Here is a 19,740-nt window from a genome sequence, read left to right as displayed (position 1 = left end):
CAATCCCGAGCCGTGGCCCCTGCCCGCCACCACCGAGAACCGTCCCCCCGCCCGCCGGTTCCGCCACGTACTGAGGCGCCGGAAACCCCCGCCGCCGGTTCCGGTGGGGTCGGGTGTGGGGCGGGGCGCCCCCGCAGGGTGCCGAACACTGTCCCGCAGAACTGCCCACCCCCTGGCCACGTTCGGCGCCCGAGGAGGTGCCCCCGGCACGCGCCCGACCCCACCGGAACCGGCGAACGCACCCGTCGCCGGTTCCGGCGAGCCGGGAATCCCCCACCGGCCGGCGCCCGGGGTTACGCCGCCGCCGGGACGGCCACCTCCGCCTCGGACAGGGCCAGCTCCAGCACCTGCCGCACATCCGTCACCGGGTGCACCTCCAGCCCCTCCAGCACCTCCGCCGGGACGTCGTCCAGGTCGGCCTCGTTGCGCTTGGGGATGATGACGGTGGTCAGCCCGGCCCGGTGCGCGGCGAGCAGCTTCTGCTTGACCCCGCCGATCGGCAGGACGCGCCCGGTCAGCGACACCTCCCCCGTCATCGCCACATCCGTACGCACCTGCCGCCCGGACAGCAGCGAGGCGAGGGCCGTCGTCATGGTGATGCCCGCGCTCGGGCCGTCCTTCGGCACCGCGCCCGCCGGGAAGTGGATGTGCACGCCCCGGTCCTTCAGGTCGGCGACCGGGAGTTCCAGTTCGGCGCCGTGCGAGCGCAGGAAGCTGAGCGCGATCTGCGCCGATTCCTTCATGACGTCGCCGAGCTGCCCGGTGAGCGTGAGCCCGGCGGCCCCGGTCTCCGGGTCGGCCAGGGAGGCCTCGACGAAGAGCACGTCTCCGCCCGCGCCGGTGACCGCGAGGCCGGTGGCCACGCCGGGGACGGCGGTGCGCCGCTCGGCCGGGTCCTGGGCGGACTCCGGCACGTGGTGCGGCCGGCCGATCAGCCCCCGCAGGTCGCCGGCGCCGATCCGGAAGGGCAGCTCCCGCTCTCCCAGCTCGTGCTGGGAGGCCACCTTGCGCAGCAGCCGCGCGATGGACCGCTCGAGGGTGCGTACGCCCGCCTCCCGCGTGTACTCCCCCGCCAGCCGGCGCAGGGCGTCCTCCTCCAGCACCACCTCGTCGGTGCCGAGGCCGGCACGCTCCAGCTGGCGCGGCAGCAGGTGGTCCCGCGCGATCACGACCTTCTCGTCCTCCGTGTACCCGTCGAGGCGTACGAGCTCCATCCGGTCGGCGAGCGCCTCCGGAATGGCCTCCAGCACATTGGCGGTGGCCAGGAAGACGACGTCGCTCAGGTCCAGCTCCACCTCCAGGTAGTGGTCCCGGAAGGTGTGGTTCTGCGCCGGGTCCAGGACCTCCAGCAGCGCGGCCGCCGGGTCCCCGCGGAAGTCGGAGCCCACCTTGTCGATCTCGTCGAGCAGCACCACCGGGTTCATCGACCCGGCCTCCTTGATGGCCCGTACGATCCGCCCGGGCAGCGCGCCGACGTAGGTCCGGCGGTGTCCGCGTACCTCCGCCTCGTCCCGTACGCCGCCGAGCGCGACCCGGACGAACTTGCGTCCCATGGCGTGCGCGACGGACTCGCCGAGCGAGGTCTTGCCCACGCCGGGCGGGCCGACCAGCGCGAGCACGGCCCCGCCGCGCCGACCGCCGATGACGCCCATGCCCCGCTCGGAACGCCGCTTGCGCACGGCGAGGTACTCCGTAATACGGTCCTTCACATCGCTCAGCCCGGCGTGCTCCGCGTCGAGGACGGCGCGCGCGCCGCGGATGTCGTACCGGTCCTCGGTGCGCTCGTTCCAGGGCAGTTCCAGCACGGTGTCCAGCCAGGTCCGGATCCAGGACCCCTCCGGGCTCTGGTCGCTGGCCCGCTCCAGCTTGTCGACCTCCTTGAGCGCGGCCTCCCGTACCTTCTCGGGCAGGTCGGCGGCCTCGACGCGGGAGCGGTAGTCGTCGGACTCCTCGCCGTCCTTCTCCCCGTTCAGCTCGCGCAGTTCCTTGCGCACGGCCTCCAGCTGACGCCGGAGCAGGAACTCGCGCTGCTGCTTGTCGACGCCGTCCTGGACGTCCTTGGCGATGGACTCGGCGACGTCCTGCTCGGCGAGGTGCTCGCCGAGCCACTGGATGGCGAGCTTGAGCCGGGCGACCGGATCGGCGGTCTCCAGCAGCTCGACCTTCTGGGTCACCGTCAGGAAGGGCGAGTAGCCGGAGTTGTCGGCGAGCGCCGCCACCCCGTCGATCTGCTGGACCCGGTCCACGACCTGCCAGGCCCCGCGCTTCTTGAGCCAGCTGGTGGCGAGCGCCTTGTATTCCTTGACGAGTTCGGTGACGGCCCCGGGCAGCGGATCGGGAACCTTCTCGTCCACGGTCTCGCCCTCGACCCAGAGCGCGGCCCCGGGCCCGGTCGTCCCCGCGCCGATCCGGACCCGCCCGCGACCGCGGATGAGCGCCCCGGGGTCCCCGTCGGAGAGCCGACCCACCTGTTCGACGGTCCCGAGCACTCCGGTCCCGGTGTACTTCCCGTCGACCCGCGGCACGAGCAGCACCCGGGGCTTCCCGCTCCCCGCCGCAGCCTGCGCCGCCTCGACGGCCGCGCGCACCTCGGCGTCGGACAGGTCCAGCGGTACGACCATCCCAGGCAGCACGACCTCGTCGTCGAGCGGCAACACGGGCAGAGTGAGCGTTACGGACGTCGAAGCCATGATCTTCCCTCCGGCAGTGAAGTTGAGCTATGCCGACTCAATGCACATGCGCGGCTCAATGTTCCCCAACCCCCGTTCGCCCGGGGCGAACAGCCGGGGCGCAGCACACCGACCCCGAGGGCGGTGACGGCGGTACCGGCGACACGAACTGAGGCCGCGTAAGAGGTCATGGGCCGCTCCTCCCGCCGCGGCCCCGGCCGGCCGATGGTGCCGGCACCCGAGCTCCTGGTGGGGCTACCCCAGGCCTCGGCGCGACAGGCCGCAGCCCGTCAGGAGGGGGCGGGGGCCGGGACGGCCGGTCCGGTGACGACGGGGCGCACCGGCGAAGGGAGGCCCCACTCGCTCCAGGAGCCGTCGTACACGGCCGGGTCGGGATAGCCGGCAAGGGTGGCGGCCAGGGCAAGGACGCAGGCCGTCACTCCGGATCCGCAGCTGAGGTAGAGCCGTTCGCGGGCGCCGGCCAGGGCCTCGAAGGCGTCGCGGAGTTCGGCGGGCGACCGCATCAGGCCGTCGGGCCCCTGGAGTTCACCGAAGGGGAGGTTGAGCGCGCCCGGCATGTGGCCGCCGCGCAGGCCCGGGCGGGGTTCGGGGGCGGTGCCGGCGAAGCGCTCGCGGGTGCGGGCGTCGAGGACCGCGGCGGCCGGGTCGGCCAGGGCGGTGGTGACGGCCGCGGCGTCGACCAGGAGCCCGGTGCGAGGGCGGGCGGTGAAGGAGCCGCGGGGGCCCTCGTACGCCGGGGCGGTGGATTCCACGGGCCGTCCGGCGGCGGTCCAGGCGGGCAGGCCCCCGTCGAGGACGGCGGCCCGGTCGAAGCCCATGGCGCGCAGCATCCACCAGGCGCGGGCGCTGGAGTAGATGCCGGCGCCGTCGTAGACGACGACGGTGGAGGTGTCGTCCACCCCCAGGTCCCGCATCGCCTCGGTGAACTCCGCGGTCCCGGGCATGGTGTGCGGGGCGGGGGCCGTGTGGTCGGACAGCTCCCCGTCGAGGTCGAAGGGGCGGGCGCCCGGTATGCGGCGGCCGGCGCCGCGGTGGGCGCCCACGGAGGCGTCGAAGACGACCAGTCCGGGCTCCCCGAGCCGCTCCGCCAGCCAGTCGGCTCCGACCAGCGGGCCGGGCGGGAGGGCGGCGGTCGCGGGCGTGTTCATTCGGCACCTCCGGAAGGGTGCGGCGGCCGCTCCGCCGGGCGGCGGGGCCCGCCGCCTGCGCGGCACGGGTCCCCCATCTTCCTCCGCCCGCAGCCGGCCGGAGCCCGGGGGCCGCCCGCCGGCAGGCACGAGGCGCGGCCGGGGGCGTGGCGGCGCACTGCCGGGCGCGCTGCCGGGACCCGCGCCGCCGCCCATCCGCCGGTCACCCGCCGGGAGGCCAAGGGCAGGTGTCCGGTCTGGCGTACACCGCCACCCGGGCGCCGCGGACCTCGGCGATCGAGCACAGGTCGAACCAGGCCGCCAGCGTCTGCCGCTTGACCGCCTCGCGCGGGTACGGGTCCACGGGCTGCCCCGCCGGGTCCAGGAGGGCGATGATCCGCGGGGAGGCGATCAGTGCCTCGCGGATCCGCGCCGAGGGCAGTTCGGTGCCCTGGAGGCTGCGGGAAGCGGCCGGGGAGCGGTCCAGCGCCACATCGCGCAGGCCCTCGTACACCCGCGGCGAGGACAGCAGCCACTCGCGCCGCCGCGACGGCAGGAAGACCACCGCGTCCCCGGGCCGGGCCCGCTCCCGGACGGCGGCGGCCACCGCGAGGGCGTCGTCCTTGCGGCTCTCCGGCGTACGCAGCCACGCGGACCAGAAGACGCACGGCACGAGCAGCACCCCGACCAGCAGCCAGGGCCACCAGCCGCGGGCGGCCGCGAGCCGGGCCCCCGCCAGGAGGGCGAGCCCGGCCAGTGCGTAGAGCACGTACCGGTCGACGTACCAGGGGTGCAGCAGCGAGACCGCCATCAGCAGCCCGGGCGGCAGCAGTGCGAGGGGCACGGCCACCCGTACGAGGTCCCGGTCCCCGGCGCCGCGCGCGAGCAGCAGCACCACGCCGGCGAGCACCCCGTACGCCGCCCAGTCCTGCCATCCCGGTCGCCCGAGCCAGCCGAGCTGCTGCGCGGCCTGGCGGGCGCTCACCAGGGCCAGCGGCAGCAGCAGGGCGGTGACGGCCCCGGCGGCGATCCGCCAGCCGCGCGAGCGCCACGCGGTGAAGGCGTGGGCGAGCAGGGCCAGTGCCGCGAACTCGTGGAGCCAGCAGCCGAGCGCCAGCACCACCGCGTACGCCGCCCACCGCTCGCGCAGCATCAGGTACGTCGCCCACACCACGGCCGCGGCGACCAGGGCGTACGAGCGCCCCTCCTGGGCGTACATCTGCACGGGCGGCAGGACGGCGTACCCCAGCCCGGCGAGCAGCGCGGCCCGCTCCCCCGCGAGGCGGTGGGCGATGGCGGCCACCCCGGCGGCGGCGAGGGCGGTGGCGGCGACGGAGGGCAGGCGCAGCGCCCACGTGCCGCCGTCCCAGACCAGGAACACGCCGTGCATCAGGAGGTAGTACAGGCCGTGCACGGCGTCCACCCGGCCCAGCAGCTCCCCCAGCGCGCCGAGCGGCCGGTGGGCGACCTGCCAGGTGACGGATTCGTCGCGCCACATGCTGCCGCCGCGCTCCAGGCCCCAGAGGCCGAGGAGGACGGCGAGCAGCGGGGGCAGCACGCGCCAGGGGGTGATGCGGCGGCGGATGGCGGTCTCCTGGCTGTCGTGACGGGGGTGGGCACTCCATACTCGGGGTTCGGGCCGAGTACCTGCGGAGGTGGGTGTGCGAGCGTTCCGGATGGTGGCGGTGACGGTGGCCGCGGTGGTGGGTGCGGCGGTCCTGGCGGGCTGCGGCCCGTCCGGCCCGGGATCGGGCTCGGGTCCGGGCGGCGAGGGCGACGCGCCCCGGGCCACCTCGGCGCCCCCGGCGGCCCCCACGGCATCGGCGGCCCCCACCGCACCCACGGCATCGGCGGCCGCCTCGAAGCCCCCCTCCGCGGAGGAGACCCTGCTCCGGGTCAGCCGCAGCGGCGGCTTCGCCGGCGAGACGCACACCCTCATCGTCAAGGGCGACGGGGCGTGGACCCGGCTGGATGGCAAGGCGCAGGAGGAAGGCTCCGGCAGGCTGAAGCCCGAGGACCTCGACGCCCTGCGCGCCGCCCTCGAGGAGGCGGACTTCGCCCGTCTGCCGCGCCTGGCGACGAGCAGCCCCGCGATCTACGACGGTTTCTTCTACGCCTTCGTGCACGGCGGGTACGAGGTCGCCGCCGATCAGGGCTCCCTGTCGCCGGCCCTCGAAAAGGTGCTGGCCCCGCTGCCCCCCTTCACGAACTAGGAAGCCGGGCGGCTGTCGGCGATCTCCCGCAGCTGCCGGTCCAGGTACGCCCGCAGCCGCGCCGGCATGTCCACGCTTCCGGGGTCCAGCAGCCACTGGATCTGCAGGCCGTCCATGACGGCGAGGACCTCCCGGCCCACGGCCTCGCAGTCGGTGCCGTCCCGCAGCTCGCCGCGCGCGACGCCGGCCTCCAGCAGCTCGACGGTGTGGCGGAGCACGCGGGCGTAGCGCTGCCGGAAGTGGTCGTGGGCGGGGTGCCCGGGGTTGGCGGACTCGCCGACCAGCGTGTTGAACATGCGGACGAGGCCGGGCCGCCGCTCGTTGTCGGCGGCGAGGGCGACGAGGGTGTCGAAGTGCGCGGCGACCGAGGCGGCCGGCTCGCTGAACAGGCGCTCCTCGTCGTGCCGCTCGCTCTGCGCGAGCACCGACAGCAGCAGGTCCTCCTTGCTGCGGAAGTGGTGCAGCAGCCCGCCCTGGGTGATGCCGCAGCCGGCCGCGATCCGGGCCAGCGAGGAGGCATGGAAGCCCCACTGCGCGAAGTGCTCGACCGCGGTGTCGAGGATCTTCTGCCGGCGGGCGTCGCCCACCGCGTAGGTCCCCCGGCCCGCGCCCGCGCTCCTCGGGGCGGTGGCCCTCGGGGCCGTTCGCGCCTTGTCCTGTGCCATGCCGACCACCCTAGACCGCCGATTTCGGCCACCCACGGGGAGTGATCCACCTCACATTTTGAAAACCTAGTGGGCGCAAGGTTTTCGCGCCTACCCTGGGCGCCCTCGCCTCCCCTCGCTCCCAGGAGTCCGGCCGTGAACGCCACCCCCGCCTACAAGGACGCCGCGCTCCCCGTGGACCGGCGCGTCGAGGACCTGCTCTCCCGGATGACGCTGGAGGAGAAGGCCGGCCAGCTCTTCCACTCCATGCTGATGATGAATCCGGACGGCACCCCGGTCACCGAGACCGACGGCTCGATGCTTCCCTTCACCACGCCCGAGCTGATCGAGGGCCGCCTCCTCACCCACTTCAACCTCCTGGGCACCTACGGCGCCCGCGAGATGGCCCGGTGGCAGAACGCCGTCCAGGAGATGGCCGCGTCCACCCGCCTCGGCATCCCGGTCACCCTCTCCACCGACCCGCGCCACGCCTTCACCGACAACATCGGCGCCTCCTTCAACTCCGGCGCCTTCTCCGCCTGGCCCGAGGCCCTCGGCCTGGCCGCCGTCGGCGACCCCGAGCTGGTCCACCGCTTCGCGGACACCGTCCGCCGCGAGTACCTGGCCGTCGGCTTCCGCGTCGCCCTGCACCCGCAGATCGACCTGGCCACCGAGCCGCGCTGGGCCCGCCAGTCCGGCACCTTCGGCTCCGACGCCCGCCTGACGGGTGAGCTCGTACGGGCCTACGTACGCGGCCTCCAGGGCCCGGAACCCGGCCCCGCATCGGTCTCCGCCATGGTCAAGCACTTCCCGGGCGGCGGCCCCCAGAAGGACGGCGAGGACCCGCACTTCGCGCACGGCAAGGAGCAGGTCTATCCCGGCGGCATGCGGGAGCACCACCTGGAGCCCTTCAAGGCCGCCATCGCCGCGGGCTGCGCGCAGATGATGCCGTACTACGGCCAGCCGGTGGGGACGGATTGGGAGGAGGTCGGCTTCGGCTTCAACAAGGGCGTGGTCACCGGGCTGCTGCGCGAGGAGCTCGGCTTCGACGGGATCGTGTGCACCGACTGGGGACTGCTCACCGATGCGGCGATCTTCGGCCAGATGCACCCCGCCCGCGCCTGGGGCGTGGAACACCTGAGCGTCGCCGAGCGCGCCGCCCGCGCCCTGGACGCCGGCTGCGACCAGTTCGGCGGCGAACAGTGCCCCGAGGTCGTCGTGGAGCTGGTCCGCTCCGGGCGCATCGCGGAGTCCCGGATCGACGACTCCGTACGCAGGCTGCTGCGCGAGAAGTTCCGGCTCGGCCTGTTCGAGAACCCGTACGTCGATCCGGACGCGGCGGCCGAGACGGTGGGCCGGTCCGATTTCGCGGCCATGGGCGCCGCGGCCCAGCGCCGCTCGCTCACCGTCCTGACCAACCCCCGGGGACTGCTGCCCCTTCCGCACGGGCGGACGCCGAAGCCGAAGCTGTACCTGCGGGGGGTGGACGAGGCCGTCGCCGCCGCGCACGGGGAGGTCGTGGCCGATCCGGCCGCCGCCGACCTGGCCGTTCTGCGCCTGCGTACCCCCCACGAGCCCCGCGAGAACCTCTTCGAGTCCTTCTTCCACTCGGGCTCCCTGGCCTTCCCCGCGCCCGAGCTGGCCGAGATCCTGGCCCTCCTGGACGCGGTCCCGACCCTGGTCTGCATCAACCTGGAGCGGCCCGCCGTGATCCCGGAGATCGCCGAGCGCGCCGCGGCCCTGATCGCCGACTACGGCGCCTCGGACGACGCCCTGCTGGACGTGGCCTTCGGCCGCGCCGTCCCCGAGGGCCGGCTCCCCTTCGAGCTCCCGCGCTCGATGGCGGCCGTGGCCGCGTCCCGCCCGGACGTGCCGAACGACACGGAGGACCCGGTCTTCGCGCACGGCCACGGGCTGCCCTTGTAGGGCCCGCACAACGCGAGGCGCCTGACCGCCTCGCCCGCCGGGTGCCGTTCCCGTGGGGGGTGCGGCACCCGGTACATCACCCGCTCTACCAGGGCGTTCCGTACAAATACCCTGTCTGAACCCGACATAGCCGCAGGCCGGTGCCTCCTCTACGCTGCACCCCACCACGCAGATCTTCAGGGGCGGACCGGGACATGGAACAGACGCACACCACCCACAACAACACCTCGGCGACCCCCGGCGCCCAGCGGCGGGTACTCGTCGTCGAGGACGACCACACCATCGCCGAGGCGATCGCCGCGCGGCTGCGCGCCGAGGGCTTCCAGGTGCAGACGGCCTCCGACGGGCCTGCCGCCGTCGCCGCGGCCGAGAGCTGGCTGCCCGAGCTGCTGGTCCTGGACGTGATGCTGCCCGGCTTCGACGGACTGGAGGTCTGCCGCCGGGTCCAGGCTCAGCGGCCGGTGCCGGTGCTGATGCTCACCGCCCGTGACGACGAGACCGACCTGCTGGTCGGGCTGGGGGTCGGCGCGGACGACTACATGACGAAGCCGTTCTCGATGCGCGAGCTGGCCGCTCGGGTCCACGTACTGCTGCGGCGCGTGGAGCGGGCCGCGCTGGCCGCCCACACCCCGCGCGGGGCCACGCTGCGGCTGGGCGATCTGGAGATCGACCACGCGCAGCGCCGGGTCCGGGTCCAGGCCGAGGACGTGCACCTGACGCCGACCGAGTTCGACCTGCTGGTGTGCCTGGCCGGGACCCCGCGGGCGGTGCTCTCGCGCGAGCAGCTGCTGGCCGAGGTGTGGGACTGGGCCGACGCGTCCGGGACCCGTACGGTCGACAGCCACATCAAGGCCCTGCGGCGCAAGATCGGCGCGGAGCGGATCCGTACGGTCCACGGCGTCGGGTACGCCCTGGAGACCCCGGCCCAGTCGTGAGCACCCCGTCGGCGCGGCAGCGGGAGCAGGACCGGCAGAAGCTGCGGGGCGAGCGGCAGCGGGACCGGCAGCGGCACCGGCCCGCCGGGGGGCTGCAGACCTTCTCGCCGTTCTCGATCAAGACCAAGCTGGGCACCCTCGTGGTGGTCTCGGTCTTCATCACGACGGGCCTGCTGCTGGTGGCCCTGCGCACCGACACCGAGCTGCGGTTCATCACCGTCTTCTCGGTCATCGCCTCGATGCTGATCACCCAGTTCGTGGCGCACAGCCTGACCTCGCCGCTGGACGAGATGACCCGGGTGGCCCGGGGGATCTCCCAGGGGGACTACACGCGCCGGGTGCGCGGGGCGGGGCGCCGCGACGAGCTCGGCGACCTGGCCGCCACGATCAACCTGATGGCGGACGACCTGGAGGCGGTGGACCGGCACCGCAAGGAGCTCGTCGCCAACGTCTCGCACGAACTGCGCACACCGATCGCCGCGCTGCGGGCGGTCCTGGAGAACGTGGTCGACGGAGTCTCGGCCGCCGATCCGGAGACCATGCGCACGATGCTGAAGCAGACCGAGCGCCTGGGCCGCCTGGTGGAGACCCTGCTGGACCTGTCCCGGGTGGACAACGGGGTGGTCCCGCTGAAGGCCCGCGGCTTCGAGGTGTGGCCGTACCTGTCGGGCGTGCTGAAGGAGTCGGGGCTGGCGGCCGCCGGCCGCCCGGGGCTGCTGTCCGGTTCGGGCGGGCACACCCGCAACGACGTACACCTGCACCTGGACGTCTTCCCGTCCGAGCTGACGGCGTACGCGGACGCCGAGCGCCTGCACCAGGTCGTGGCGAACCTGATCGACAACGCGGTCAAGCACAGCCCCCCGCACGGGCGGGTCACCGTCCGCGCCCGGGCCGGCGACGCGCCCGGGAGCCTGGCGCTGGAAGTACGGGACGAGGGCCCCGGCATCCCGGAGGCGGAGCGGCACCGGGTCTTCGAGCGGTTCAACCGGGGCAGCGCGCGCGGCGGCGACGGCGGCACGGGCCTGGGCCTGGCCATCGCCCGCTGGGCCGTGGAGCTGCACGGCGGGCGGATCGGAGTGGCCGAATCGTCACGGGGCTGCCGCATCCTCGTCACCCTTCCGGGCAGTTCACCGGTGGCTGGTTGACGTAGGGTTCGACTGGGAAGGACATGATCTCGGCCACACGTGCCCGGGGTCCGTCAGGGGTGCGAAGCCATGGGGGCCGCAACCTCGGTGCCCCCTACCCGAACCACGCTTGTTTCCCGCCATTCAAGGCGGCGAAACCCGCCGTTCGATGTGACCTGCATGACGGAAGTCCCGCCCGGTCTGCATCACACCCCCCAGGAGGCGTAGCCTTTATTCCCGCTGTCCATACCTTGTGAAGCGGAAGAGGGCGGTTGCCGCCGTGTCGCCACAGTCCCCCAGTAACCCGAGCACCACGACCGAAGCAGCAGAGGGCGGGAAGACCCCTGCCTCAGGCTTCGGCGCCAATGAGTGGCTCGTCGACGAGATCTATCAGCAGTACCTCCAGGACCCGAATTCGGTCGACCGGGCCTGGTGGGACTTCTTCGCCGACTACAAGCCGGGGGGCGCAGCCGCTCCCGCTCCGGTGAAGGCCGAGGAGCCCAAGAAGTCCCCGACGACGGACGGCGCCTCCGCACAGGCCGCCGGCACCGCCGCCGCAGCACCGCAGGTCTCCGACGCCGCCGCCACGGGGGCGGCGCGCGCCGCCGCCGCGCCGCCGACCTCTCCGCCTGTGTCAGCTCCTGCCCCTGCTCCTGCCACCCCCTCTGGTGCCCCTGCTGTGACTGTCACCTCCCAGGCCCCGGCCGCCGCACCGGCCGCGCCCGCCTCCCCCGCCGTAGCCCCGCAGAAGGCCGCGCCCACCACCGAGGCCCCCGCGGGCCCCGAGCTGGTGACGCTCCGCGGCCCGGCGGCTGCCGTCGCCAAGAACATGAACGCCTCCCTCGACGTCCCGACGGCCACGTCCGTCCGCGCCGTCCCGGTGAAGCTGCTGTTCGACAACCGCATCGTCATCAACAACCACCTCAAGCGCGCCCGGGGCGGGAAGATCTCCTTCACGCACCTGATCGGCTACGCGATGGTGCAGGCCATCAAGGCCATGCCGTCGATGAACTACTCCTTCGCGGAGAAGGACGGCAAGCCGACCCTGGTCAAGCCCGACCACGTGAACTTCGGCCTCGCCATCGACCTGGTGAAGCCCAACGGCGACCGCCAGCTCGTCGTCGCCGGCATCAAGAAGGCCGAGACCCTCAACTTCTTCGAGTTCTGGCAGGCCTACGAGGACATCGTCCGCCGCGCCCGCGTCGGCAAGCTGACGATGGACGACTTCACCGGCGTGACCTGCTCCCTCACCAACCCCGGCGGCCTGGGCACCGTGCACTCCGTGCCCCGCCTGATGCCCGGACAGTCCGTCATCATGGGCGTCGGCTCCATGGACTACCCCGCCGAGTTCCAGGGCACCTCGCAGGACACCCTGAACAAGCTGGGCATCTCCAAGGTCATGACCCTGACCTCGACCTACGACCACCGGGTCATCCAGGGCGCGGCCTCCGGCGAGTTCCTGCGCATCGTCGCGAACCTGCTGCTCGGCGAGGACGGCTTCTACGACTCCGTCTTCGAGTCGCTGCGCATCCCGTACGAGCCGGTCCGCTGGAACCGCGACATCGACGCCTCGCACGACGACGACGTCACCAAGGCCGCCCGCGTCTTCGAGCTGATCCACTCCTACCGGGTCCGCGGCCACGTCATGGCCGACACCGACCCGCTGGAGTACAAGCAGCGCAAGCACCCCGACCTCGACATCACCGAGCACGGCCTCACCCTGTGGGACCTGGAGCGCGAGTTCGCGGTCGGCGGCTTCTCCGGCAAGTCGATGATGAAGCTGCGCGACATCCTCGGCGTGCTGCGCGACTCGTACTGCCGCACCACCGGCGTCGAGTTCATGCACATCCAGGACCCGAAGCAGCGCCGCTGGATCCAGGACCGCATCGAGCGCCCGCACACCAAGCCGGAGCGCGAGGAGCAGCTGCGCATCCTGCGCCGCCTGAACGCGGCGGAGGCCTTCGAGACCTTCCTGCAGACGAAGTACGTCGGCCAGAAGCGCTTCTCCCTGGAGGGCGGCGAGTCCGTCATCCCGCTGCTCGACGCCGTCATCGACTCGGCCGCCGAGGCCCGCCTCGAAGAGGTCGTCATCGGCATGGCCCACCGCGGCCGCCTGAACGTGCTGGCGAACATCGTCGGCAAGTCGTACGCGCAGATCTTCCGCGAGTTCGAGGGCAACCTCGACCCGAAGTCCATGCACGGCTCCGGCGACGTGAAGTACCACCTCGGCGCCGAGGGCACCTTCACCGGCCTGGACGGCGAGCAGATCAAGGTCTCGCTCGTCGCCAACCCCTCCCACCTGGAGGCCGTCGACCCGGTCCTCGAGGGTGTCGCCCGCGCCAAGCAGGACATCATCAACAAGGGCGGCACGGACTTCACCGTCCTGCCCGTCGCCCTGCACGGTGACGCGGCCTTCGCCGGCCAGGGCGTCGTCGCCGAGACGCTGAACATGTCGCAGCTGCGCGGTTACCGCACCGGCGGCACCGTGCACGTGGTCATCAACAACCAGGTCGGCTTCACCGCCGCCCCGGAATCCTCGCGTTCCTCGATGTACGCGACCGACGTGGCCCGCATGATCGAGGCGCCGATCTTCCACGTGAACGGCGACGACCCGGAAGCGGTCGTCCGCGTGGCCCGTCTGGCCTTCGAGTTCCGCCAGGCGTTCAACAAGGACGTGGTCATCGACCTCATCTGCTACCGCCGCCGCGGCCACAACGAGTCCGACAACCCGGCCTTCACGCAGCCGCTGATGTACGACCTCATCGACAAGAAGCGCTCGGTGCGCAAGCTGTACACCGAGTCCCTCATCGGTCGCGGCGACATCACGCTGGAAGAGGCCGAGCAGGCGCTCCAGGACTTCCAGGGCCAGCTGGAGAAGGTCTTCGCGGAGGTCCGCGAGGCCGCGACGGCTCCGGCCGCCGGCGCCCCGGCAACGCCCGCGCAGACCGCGCAGGAGTTCCCGGTCAAGGTGAACACCGCCATCTCCCAGGACGTCGTCAAGCGCATCGCCGAGTCCCAGGTCAACATCCCCGAGGGCGTCACCGTCCACCCGCGCCTGCTGCCGCAGCTGCAGCGCCGCGCGGCGATGATCGACGAGGGCACCATCGACTGGGGCATGGGCGAGACCCTGGCCTTCGGTTCGCTGCTGATGGAGGGCACCCCGGTCCGGCTGTCCGGCCAGGACTCCCGCCGCGGCACCTTCGGCCAGCGCCACGCGGTCCTCATCGACCGGGAGACGGGCGAGGACTACACCCCGCTGCTCTACCTGTCGGACGACCAGGCGCGCTACAACGTCTACGACTCGCTGCTCTCCGAGTACGCGGCCATGGGCTTCGAGTACGGCTACTCGCTGGCCCGTCCCGACGCGCTGGTCCTCTGGGAGGCCCAGTTCGGTGACTTCGTCAACGGCGCTCAGACCGTCGTCGACGAGTTCATCTCCTCGGCCGAGCAGAAGTGGGGCCAGACCTCCGGCGTCACGCTGCTCCTCCCGCACGGCTACGAGGGCCAGGGCCCGGACCACTCGTCCGCCCGCCCGGAGCGCTTCCTCCAGATGTGCGCGCAGGACAACATGACGGTGGCCATGCCCACCCTGCCGTCGAACTACTTCCACCTGCTGCGCTGGCAGGTCCACAACCCGCACCACAAGCCGCTGATCGTCTTCACCCCGAAGTCGATGCTGCGTCTGAAGGCTGCGGCGTCGAAGGCGGAGGAGTTCACGACCGGTTCGTTCCGCCCGGTCATCGGCGACTCCACGGTGGACGCGAACGCGGTCCGCAAGGTCGTCTTCTGCGCCGGCAAGGTCTACTACGACCTGGAGGCCGAGCGCGAGAAGCGCGGCATCACCGACACCGCCATCATCCGCATCGAGCGCCTGTACCCGCTCCCGGGTGCGGAACTCCAGGCGGAGATCGCCAAGTTCCCGAACGCGGCGAAGTACATCTGGGCCCAGGAAGAGCCGGCGAACCAGGGCGCGTGGCCGTTCATCGCGCTGAACCTGATCGACCACCTCGACCTGGCGGTCGGCGCGGACGTCCCGGCCGGCGAGCGCCTGCGCCGCATCTCCCGCCCGCACGGCTCGTCCCCGGCGGTCGGCTCGGCCAAGCGCCACCAGGCGGAGCAGCAGCTCCTCCTGAACGAGGTCTTCGAGGCCTGATCGCTGCGCTGAGCTCAGCACCACGGAAGGCCCGGCTCCCCGAAGGGGGGTCGGGCCTTCGGGGTTGGGGGGTGGGGGGTGGGGGTTTGGGGGGTACGGGGCTTGCGCTTGGGCGGGGCCTTCGCCCCCCTCTCACCCCCCTGCTGAGCGGCGGCTGCCCACCCACCGCGCGCGGCGGCACGGCGGACCGGTACCCGAACACGAGTCGGGAGCTTCGCCTACCGGCACCCACTTACCCGGAATCAGTAAGGGTTTGGGGGTTTCCCGTCAGTCCCATCGTCTCTCCGGTTCGGGCCGGTCCCTCAAGGGCGCTCCCTGCGGTCGCGTCGCTTCGCGATGGCCTGCGGCCACCCTTGACCGACCGACCCGAACCGGAAAGCCGAAAGACTGCCGGGAAGCCCCCAAAAGAACGATCCACGGGTCCAAGCCCATATACGGGCCCGCCAGGGAGCAGACGACCCCGCTCCCCCAATCCGGCCAAGGCCACCGGGGAGGGCTAGACGGCGCCGAGCCCCGGGCAGAGAGCCTCCGCCCGGGCCAGCAGGCAGGCATGTTCCGGGCCGGGGGCAGCCGAAGCGTCACCAGACAGCGGTCAGACGGGCATCGGGGCAGGTCAGACGGGCGGTGCGCGTCAGATCGCTACGCGCTTCTCGCGGCTTGGCGTTCGGCGCCCGTCTGGGGCTGGACATAAGCCGCCCAAGATCGCTACAAGCGTCTCCGAGACCGCGACAGCGGGTAGTTTGTCCCTATTTGGTGGCTGGTTGGGGGCTGTGAAGCGTCTTGGCGGAGTGAGAGGTTGAGACATCCGCTCTCACGCTCCGTCTGACCCTTTCTTCGTGAGAAAACGACCCCAAGAGGCTCCCCAAGGGCTTCATTTGTGTCGCTGGGGGCTTCCGAATGGCAGTCGGCTGGCTGTGCATGGCAGTCGGCCGACCGCAGCCGCCAGCCCACGGGCACATGTGACGTCGTGGGCGCCGCCCACTTCCCCTGAAGCCCCAAGGAGCCCATTCCTGCCGCCGGGTGCCATCCACTTCCCGCAGGCGCCTGCCGGCCCAACTTCTTCCCCTGGTAGGCGCGCCCGGTGGCCCGCAGGCGCCCGTCCACCGCGGGCCTACTCGCCGTGGGCGGCTTATGAGCAGCCCATGACGGGCCGATCGCCGCCTGATCACCTCAGCCGTGTAGCGATTTGTGGCGGCTTATGAGGAACCCATGGCGGGCTGATCGCCGCCAGGTCACCTCAGCTGTGTAGCGATTTGTGGCGGCATATTCCCAGCCCCAGACGGCCGCCGGACGCCGATAAATGAGGAGCGCGTAGCGATTTGACGCGCTGGTGGGCGCGGAGGGGCTTCTCGCCGCCGTTTCGTGCAGGTAGAGCCGCCCCCGGCCCGGAATGTGCATGCTTGCGGGCCCGGGCTTGGGGCCGCATGGGTGCCCGGGCCTGGGCGCCGTCCAGCCCTCCAGGTGGGCCTTGGCCGGATTGGGGGAGCGGGCTCGCGCATCCCTGGCGGGCCCGCATATGGGCATGGACCCGTGGATCGTTCTTTTGGGGGCTTCCCGGCAGTCTTTCGGCTTTCCGGTTCGGGTCGGTCGGTCAAGGGTGGCCGTAGGCCATCGCGAAGCGACGCGACCGCAGGGAGCGCCCTTGAGGGACCGGCCCGAACCGGAGAGACGATGGGACTGACGGGAAACCCCCAAACCCACACTGATTCCGGGCAAGTGGGTGCCGACCATTGGGTGCCGCTTCACCTCCCCGTCCCGCCCCGCACGCTTCCGCCCTCCCCTCCCCCGCCGCACCTGTCACCCCGTCCCGCTCCCACCGCCGCGCGCGGTGGGTGGGCAGCCGCCGCTCGGCAGGGGGGTGAGAGGGGGGCGAAGGCCCCGCCCGAGCGCAAGCCCCGTACCCCCCAACCCCCACCCCCCTACGGCTGCGGTTCGAAGTCCCAGTACGGCCTCGTCTGTTGCTTGGCCGAGACCGTGTGGACGTGTTGGGGGCCCAGGGTGCGGGTCAGGGACCTGATACCCGCTTCCTCGTGTTTGCCCGCCTCCGCGTCCTGGCGGACCGAGCGGAGGTCCGCCGCCAGGGCGATCTGGGCGCTCAGTGTCATCGGGTGGTCCGGGCCCAGTACCTGTTCGCAGGTGCGCAGGGTCTCCCGGCTCAGGTCCAGCGCGTCCTCCAGGCGGCCCGTGATGTTGCGGTGTCCGGTGGCGTTCAGGGCGCAGCCCAGGGTCCAGGGGTGGCGGTCGCCGAGGGCGCCGCGCATGCCGACCAGCGCTTGTTCGGCGAGGTTCAGTGCCTCCAGCCGTTCGCCCTGGGCGCGCAGCACCAGGCCGAGGTTGCCGACCGTGCCGATGCTGTACGGGTGGGCGAGGCCGAGCTGGGACTGGTAGCCGCGGACCACGTCCTCGGAGATCCGGCGGGCTTCGCTGAGGTCTCCGTACTCCCTGAGGTAGGTGGCGTAGTCGGAGGCGACCATGAGGGTCCACGGGTAGTCGACGCCGAAGACCCTCGTGGCGCGTTCCCAGACGGTCCGCAGCCGCTGGCCCGCGCCGGGGATGTCACCGGAGCGGCGCAGGCACAGCCCGAGGTTGTGCTCGGCGCGCAGGGTCTGCGGGTGGCTGGGGCCGAGGACCTGGGTGTTGAGCTTGACGCCCTGCTCCTGGCGGGTCTGGGCCTCCCGGTAGCGGCCCATGAGCCGCAGGCCCATGGCGCAGGCGATGCCGGAGGACAGGGTGGAGATGTGCTGGGCCCGCAGGACGCGTTCGCGGCGGCGCAGGGTGTCCAGGTCGAGGTCGTAGGAGTCCTGGTAGCGGCCGAGGAGGCGGTAGGTGGCGGCCAGGTTGTTCTGGGCGGCGAGGGTGGTGGAGTCGTCCTCGCCGAGCAGTTCCCGGTAGGTGGCGAGGCCGTGTTCGAAGATCTCCTTGGCCTGCTCGAACCGGGCGATGCACAGCAAGACGCCGCCGTACGAGCTGGTGGCGCGCAGGGTTTCCAGGTCGCGTGGGCCGCGCTCCTGCATGAGCTGGTCGGCGCGGGCCCGGGTGAGGGCTTCGGCGCGGCGGAAGAGGCCGAGGTTGCGCAGGGCTTCGCCGTACTGGTAGCTGAGCTCGCGGACCTTGGGGTGGTCCTCGCCGAGGCCGGCCCGCCAGATCTGGTCGGCTTCTTCGCTGAGCCGCAGGCAGGTGCGGTACTCCCCGGCGAGGATCAGGTAGCGCAGGCAGTGCAGCAGGAAGTTCTGGATCCGCGGGTTGCTGCTGCTCAGCACCCCGGAGGGGGTCAGGTGCGGGATGAGTTCCGCGTAGCGGGGCCACAGCCGGGAGTCGGAGGGCCGGCCGGGGTCGGCGGCGGCGAGGACCTGGCGGACGGCGCGGGCGAGCGGTTCGGCCTCGTCTTCGGAGAGGTTCTCGCGGACGATGCCGTGGACCATGCGGTGCAGCTGTACGGTCTCCAGCCCGCCGCCGCCCTCCTCCACGGGCAGGTCGGAGTACTCCAGGCGGACGACGGAGAACTGGACGAGCTTGTTGAGGGCGGCGTTCCACCGGATCTGGTCGTTGATGAGCCCGGCGAGCTGTTCGGGCACGTCGTCGGCGGGGAATTCGCGCAGCAGCCTCAGCGGCACCGGGCCGGGCGCGAAGAAGACGAACAGGCGCAGCAGGGCGAGGGCGTCGGGGAAGTTCTCCCGGACGTTGTTGAGCAGTATGGCGAGGGCGGTCGGGAAGGGCAGCGGGTAGTCGTCGGAGACGGTGACGGCCTCGCGGGAGTCCAGGCGGCGCTGGAGCAGCGCCAGGTAGTCGCCGACCGTCAGCGGGGAGTCGGCGAGCCAGCCGGCGGTCTGGTCGAGGGCAAGCGGGTAGTCCTCCAGGGCCTCGGCGAGCTGGTCGGCCTCCTCGGCGGTCAGCCGCAGGGCCCGGCGCCGGATGAAGGTGATGGACTCGGGGCGGGCGTAGAGGGGGACTTCGACGAGGTTGGTGTGGCGGGAAGCCCACTCGCGGTTGCGGGAGGTGATGATGACGTCGCCGGCACCGGAGGGCAGCAGGTCGGTGAGGTCGTCGGGGTTGTCGCAGCCGTCGAAGACGAGCAGCCAGCGGCCGTAGGGGGAGCCGCGCCGCAGCGCTTCCAGGACGGCCCGGATCTGTTCGCCGTAGCTGCCGGCGCCGCGCGGCAGCCCGAGGGCGGGGGCCAGGTCGGCGAGGCGTTCGCGCAGGGTGGGCCGGTCCTCGGCGGGGACCCACCACACGATGTCGTACTCGGAGGCGAAGCGGTAGGCGTACTCGGTGGCCACCTGGGTCTTGCCGACGCCCGACAGCCCCAGCAGGGTGACGGTGGAGGCGCCGGGCGGGGCCTCGGCAAGGGCCGCGCGCAGGGTGCCGATGACGTCGTTGCGGCCGGTGAAGCGGGGGTTGCGGCGCGGGACGCGGCCCCAGATCTCGGGCGGGTCGTTGGGGAAGCGGGGGCCGCGGCGGCCGGAATCGGTGCCGATCCGGTCGGTGGGCAGCTCCAGGCGGCGCAGCACGCGGTACTCCGCCTCGTACGCGTCGAGGCCCCACAGGTCGGTCTGCTCCAGTACGGCGACGGCGCTGGGCAGCGGGGCGTCCGTAAGGCAGACGGCCGCGTACCGGTCGGGGTGGCGGTCGGTGACCGTGCGCAGGGCGGTGTTCCACTCTTCGTCGGTGTGGGTGCCGGCGGAGAAGTAGCGTTCGCTGAGGACGAGCAGGACGCGGCTGCCGGAGCGGGCGAGGTCGTCGAGGGCCTGGGCGAGGCCGGGACTGTTCTGCGGGTCCCAGCGCTGGAGCGAGACGCGGTGGCCGTGCTCCTCCAGTCGGTGGGCGATCCACACGGCCCAGGGGCGGTTGAATCCCGCGAAGCTGATGACGAAGCGCTGCGGGTGCGGGGCAACGCCTGGGTCTTGCCGGCTACCGGTGGTCATTCGGCC

10 protein-coding genes are annotated in these 19,740 nt (G+C 72.5%); 5 read left to right on the top strand and 5 right to left on the bottom strand.

Features of this window, described 5'->3' with window-relative positions:
- Nucleotides 1–293: 293 nt before the first annotated feature.
- The 3 genes from lon to ACIP5M_RS18130 all read right to left on the bottom strand — a co-directional run bounded on the left by lon (nucleotide 294) and on the right by ACIP5M_RS18130 (nucleotide 5,375).
- On the bottom strand, nucleotides 294–2,690 hold the full coding sequence (gene lon, locus ACIP5M_RS18140) for an endopeptidase La (protein ID WP_401198083.1): 2,397 nt from the start codon (nucleotides 2,688–2,690) through the stop codon (nucleotides 294–296).
- Between the two features lie 269 nt (nucleotides 2,691–2,959).
- On the bottom strand, nucleotides 2,960–3,838 hold the full coding sequence (locus tag ACIP5M_RS18135; RefSeq protein ID WP_401198081.1) for a sulfurtransferase: 879 nt from the start codon (nucleotides 3,836–3,838) through the stop codon (nucleotides 2,960–2,962).
- A gap of 202 nt (nucleotides 3,839–4,040) precedes the next feature.
- Nucleotides 4,041–5,375 (bottom strand): hypothetical protein, encoded by a 1,335-nt coding sequence (locus tag ACIP5M_RS18130; protein ID WP_401198079.1) that lies wholly within the window; start codon nucleotides 5,373–5,375, stop codon nucleotides 4,041–4,043.
- Between the two features lie 103 nt (nucleotides 5,376–5,478).
- Between ACIP5M_RS18130 and ACIP5M_RS18125 the strand changes: the two genes are divergently transcribed.
- Complete coding sequence (locus ACIP5M_RS18125) at nucleotides 5,479–6,030, top strand: hypothetical protein (RefSeq protein ID WP_401198077.1); 552 nt, start codon at nucleotides 5,479–5,481, stop codon at nucleotides 6,028–6,030.
- On the opposite strand, the gene ACIP5M_RS18120 is transcribed toward ACIP5M_RS18125, so the two are convergent.
- Complete coding sequence (locus ACIP5M_RS18120; RefSeq protein ID WP_401198074.1) at nucleotides 6,027–6,695, bottom strand: TetR/AcrR family transcriptional regulator; 669 nt, start codon at nucleotides 6,693–6,695, stop codon at nucleotides 6,027–6,029. The genes ACIP5M_RS18125 and ACIP5M_RS18120 overlap by 4 nt on opposite strands.
- A gap of 135 nt (nucleotides 6,696–6,830) precedes the next feature.
- Here ACIP5M_RS18120 and ACIP5M_RS18115 point away from each other — a divergent pair, with 135 nt between their 5' ends.
- The 4 genes from ACIP5M_RS18115 to ACIP5M_RS18100 all read left to right on the top strand — a co-directional run bounded on the left by ACIP5M_RS18115 (nucleotide 6,831) and on the right by ACIP5M_RS18100 (nucleotide 14,812).
- The gene (locus ACIP5M_RS18115; RefSeq protein WP_401198072.1) at nucleotides 6,831–8,600 is read left to right on the top strand and encodes a glycoside hydrolase family 3 protein; all 1,770 of its coding nucleotides are present in this window, start codon (nucleotides 6,831–6,833) and stop codon (nucleotides 8,598–8,600) included.
- 194 nt (nucleotides 8,601–8,794) lie between these two features.
- Complete coding sequence (locus ACIP5M_RS18110) at nucleotides 8,795–9,535, top strand: response regulator transcription factor (protein WP_401198070.1); 741 nt, start codon at nucleotides 8,795–8,797, stop codon at nucleotides 9,533–9,535.
- Between the two features lie 92 nt (nucleotides 9,536–9,627).
- Entirely contained in the window at nucleotides 9,628–10,680 is a 1,053-nt protein-coding gene (locus ACIP5M_RS18105) for an ATP-binding protein (RefSeq protein WP_401198525.1), read from the top strand.
- 259 nt (nucleotides 10,681–10,939) lie between these two features.
- The gene (locus tag ACIP5M_RS18100) at nucleotides 10,940–14,812 is read left to right on the top strand and encodes a multifunctional oxoglutarate decarboxylase/oxoglutarate dehydrogenase thiamine pyrophosphate-binding subunit/dihydrolipoyllysine-residue succinyltransferase subunit (protein ID WP_401198068.1); all 3,873 of its coding nucleotides are present in this window, start codon (nucleotides 10,940–10,942) and stop codon (nucleotides 14,810–14,812) included.
- Between the two features lie 1,919 nt (nucleotides 14,813–16,731).
- On the opposite strand, the gene fxsT is transcribed toward ACIP5M_RS18100, so the two are convergent.
- Nucleotides 16,732–19,734 carry an FxSxx-COOH system tetratricopeptide repeat protein gene (gene fxsT, locus ACIP5M_RS18095; RefSeq protein ID WP_401198066.1) on the bottom strand — a complete coding sequence of 1,001 codons (3,003 nt, stop codon included), beginning with the start codon at nucleotides 19,732–19,734 and terminating at the stop codon, nucleotides 16,732–16,734.
- Nucleotides 19,735–19,740: the final 6 nt, after the last annotated feature.

It is taken from the genome of Streptomyces sp. NPDC088762, assembly GCF_044750905.1.
Lineage (GTDB): Bacteria > Actinomycetota > Actinomycetes > Streptomycetales > Streptomycetaceae > Streptomyces.
Note: the sequence above shows the minus strand (reverse complement) of the source record. Positions and strands in the feature narration are given on the sequence as shown.

Coding starts and splice junctions, on each gene's coding strand:
- lon (WP_401198083.1), bottom strand. CDS start 2,690: ATGGCTTCGACGTCCGTAACGCTCACTCTGCCCGTGTTGCCGCTCGAC.
- ACIP5M_RS18135 (WP_401198081.1), bottom strand. CDS start 3,838: ATGAACACGCCCGCGACCGCCGCCCTCCCGCCCGGCCCGCTGGTCGGA.
- ACIP5M_RS18120 (WP_401198074.1), bottom strand. CDS start 6,695: ATGGCACAGGACAAGGCGCGAACGGCCCCGAGGGCCACCGCCCCGAGG.
- ACIP5M_RS18110 (WP_401198070.1), top strand. CDS start 8,795: ATGGAACAGACGCACACCACCCACAACAACACCTCGGCGACCCCCGGC.
- fxsT (WP_401198066.1), bottom strand. CDS start 19,734: ATGACCACCGGTAGCCGGCAAGACCCAGGCGTTGCCCCGCACCCGCAG.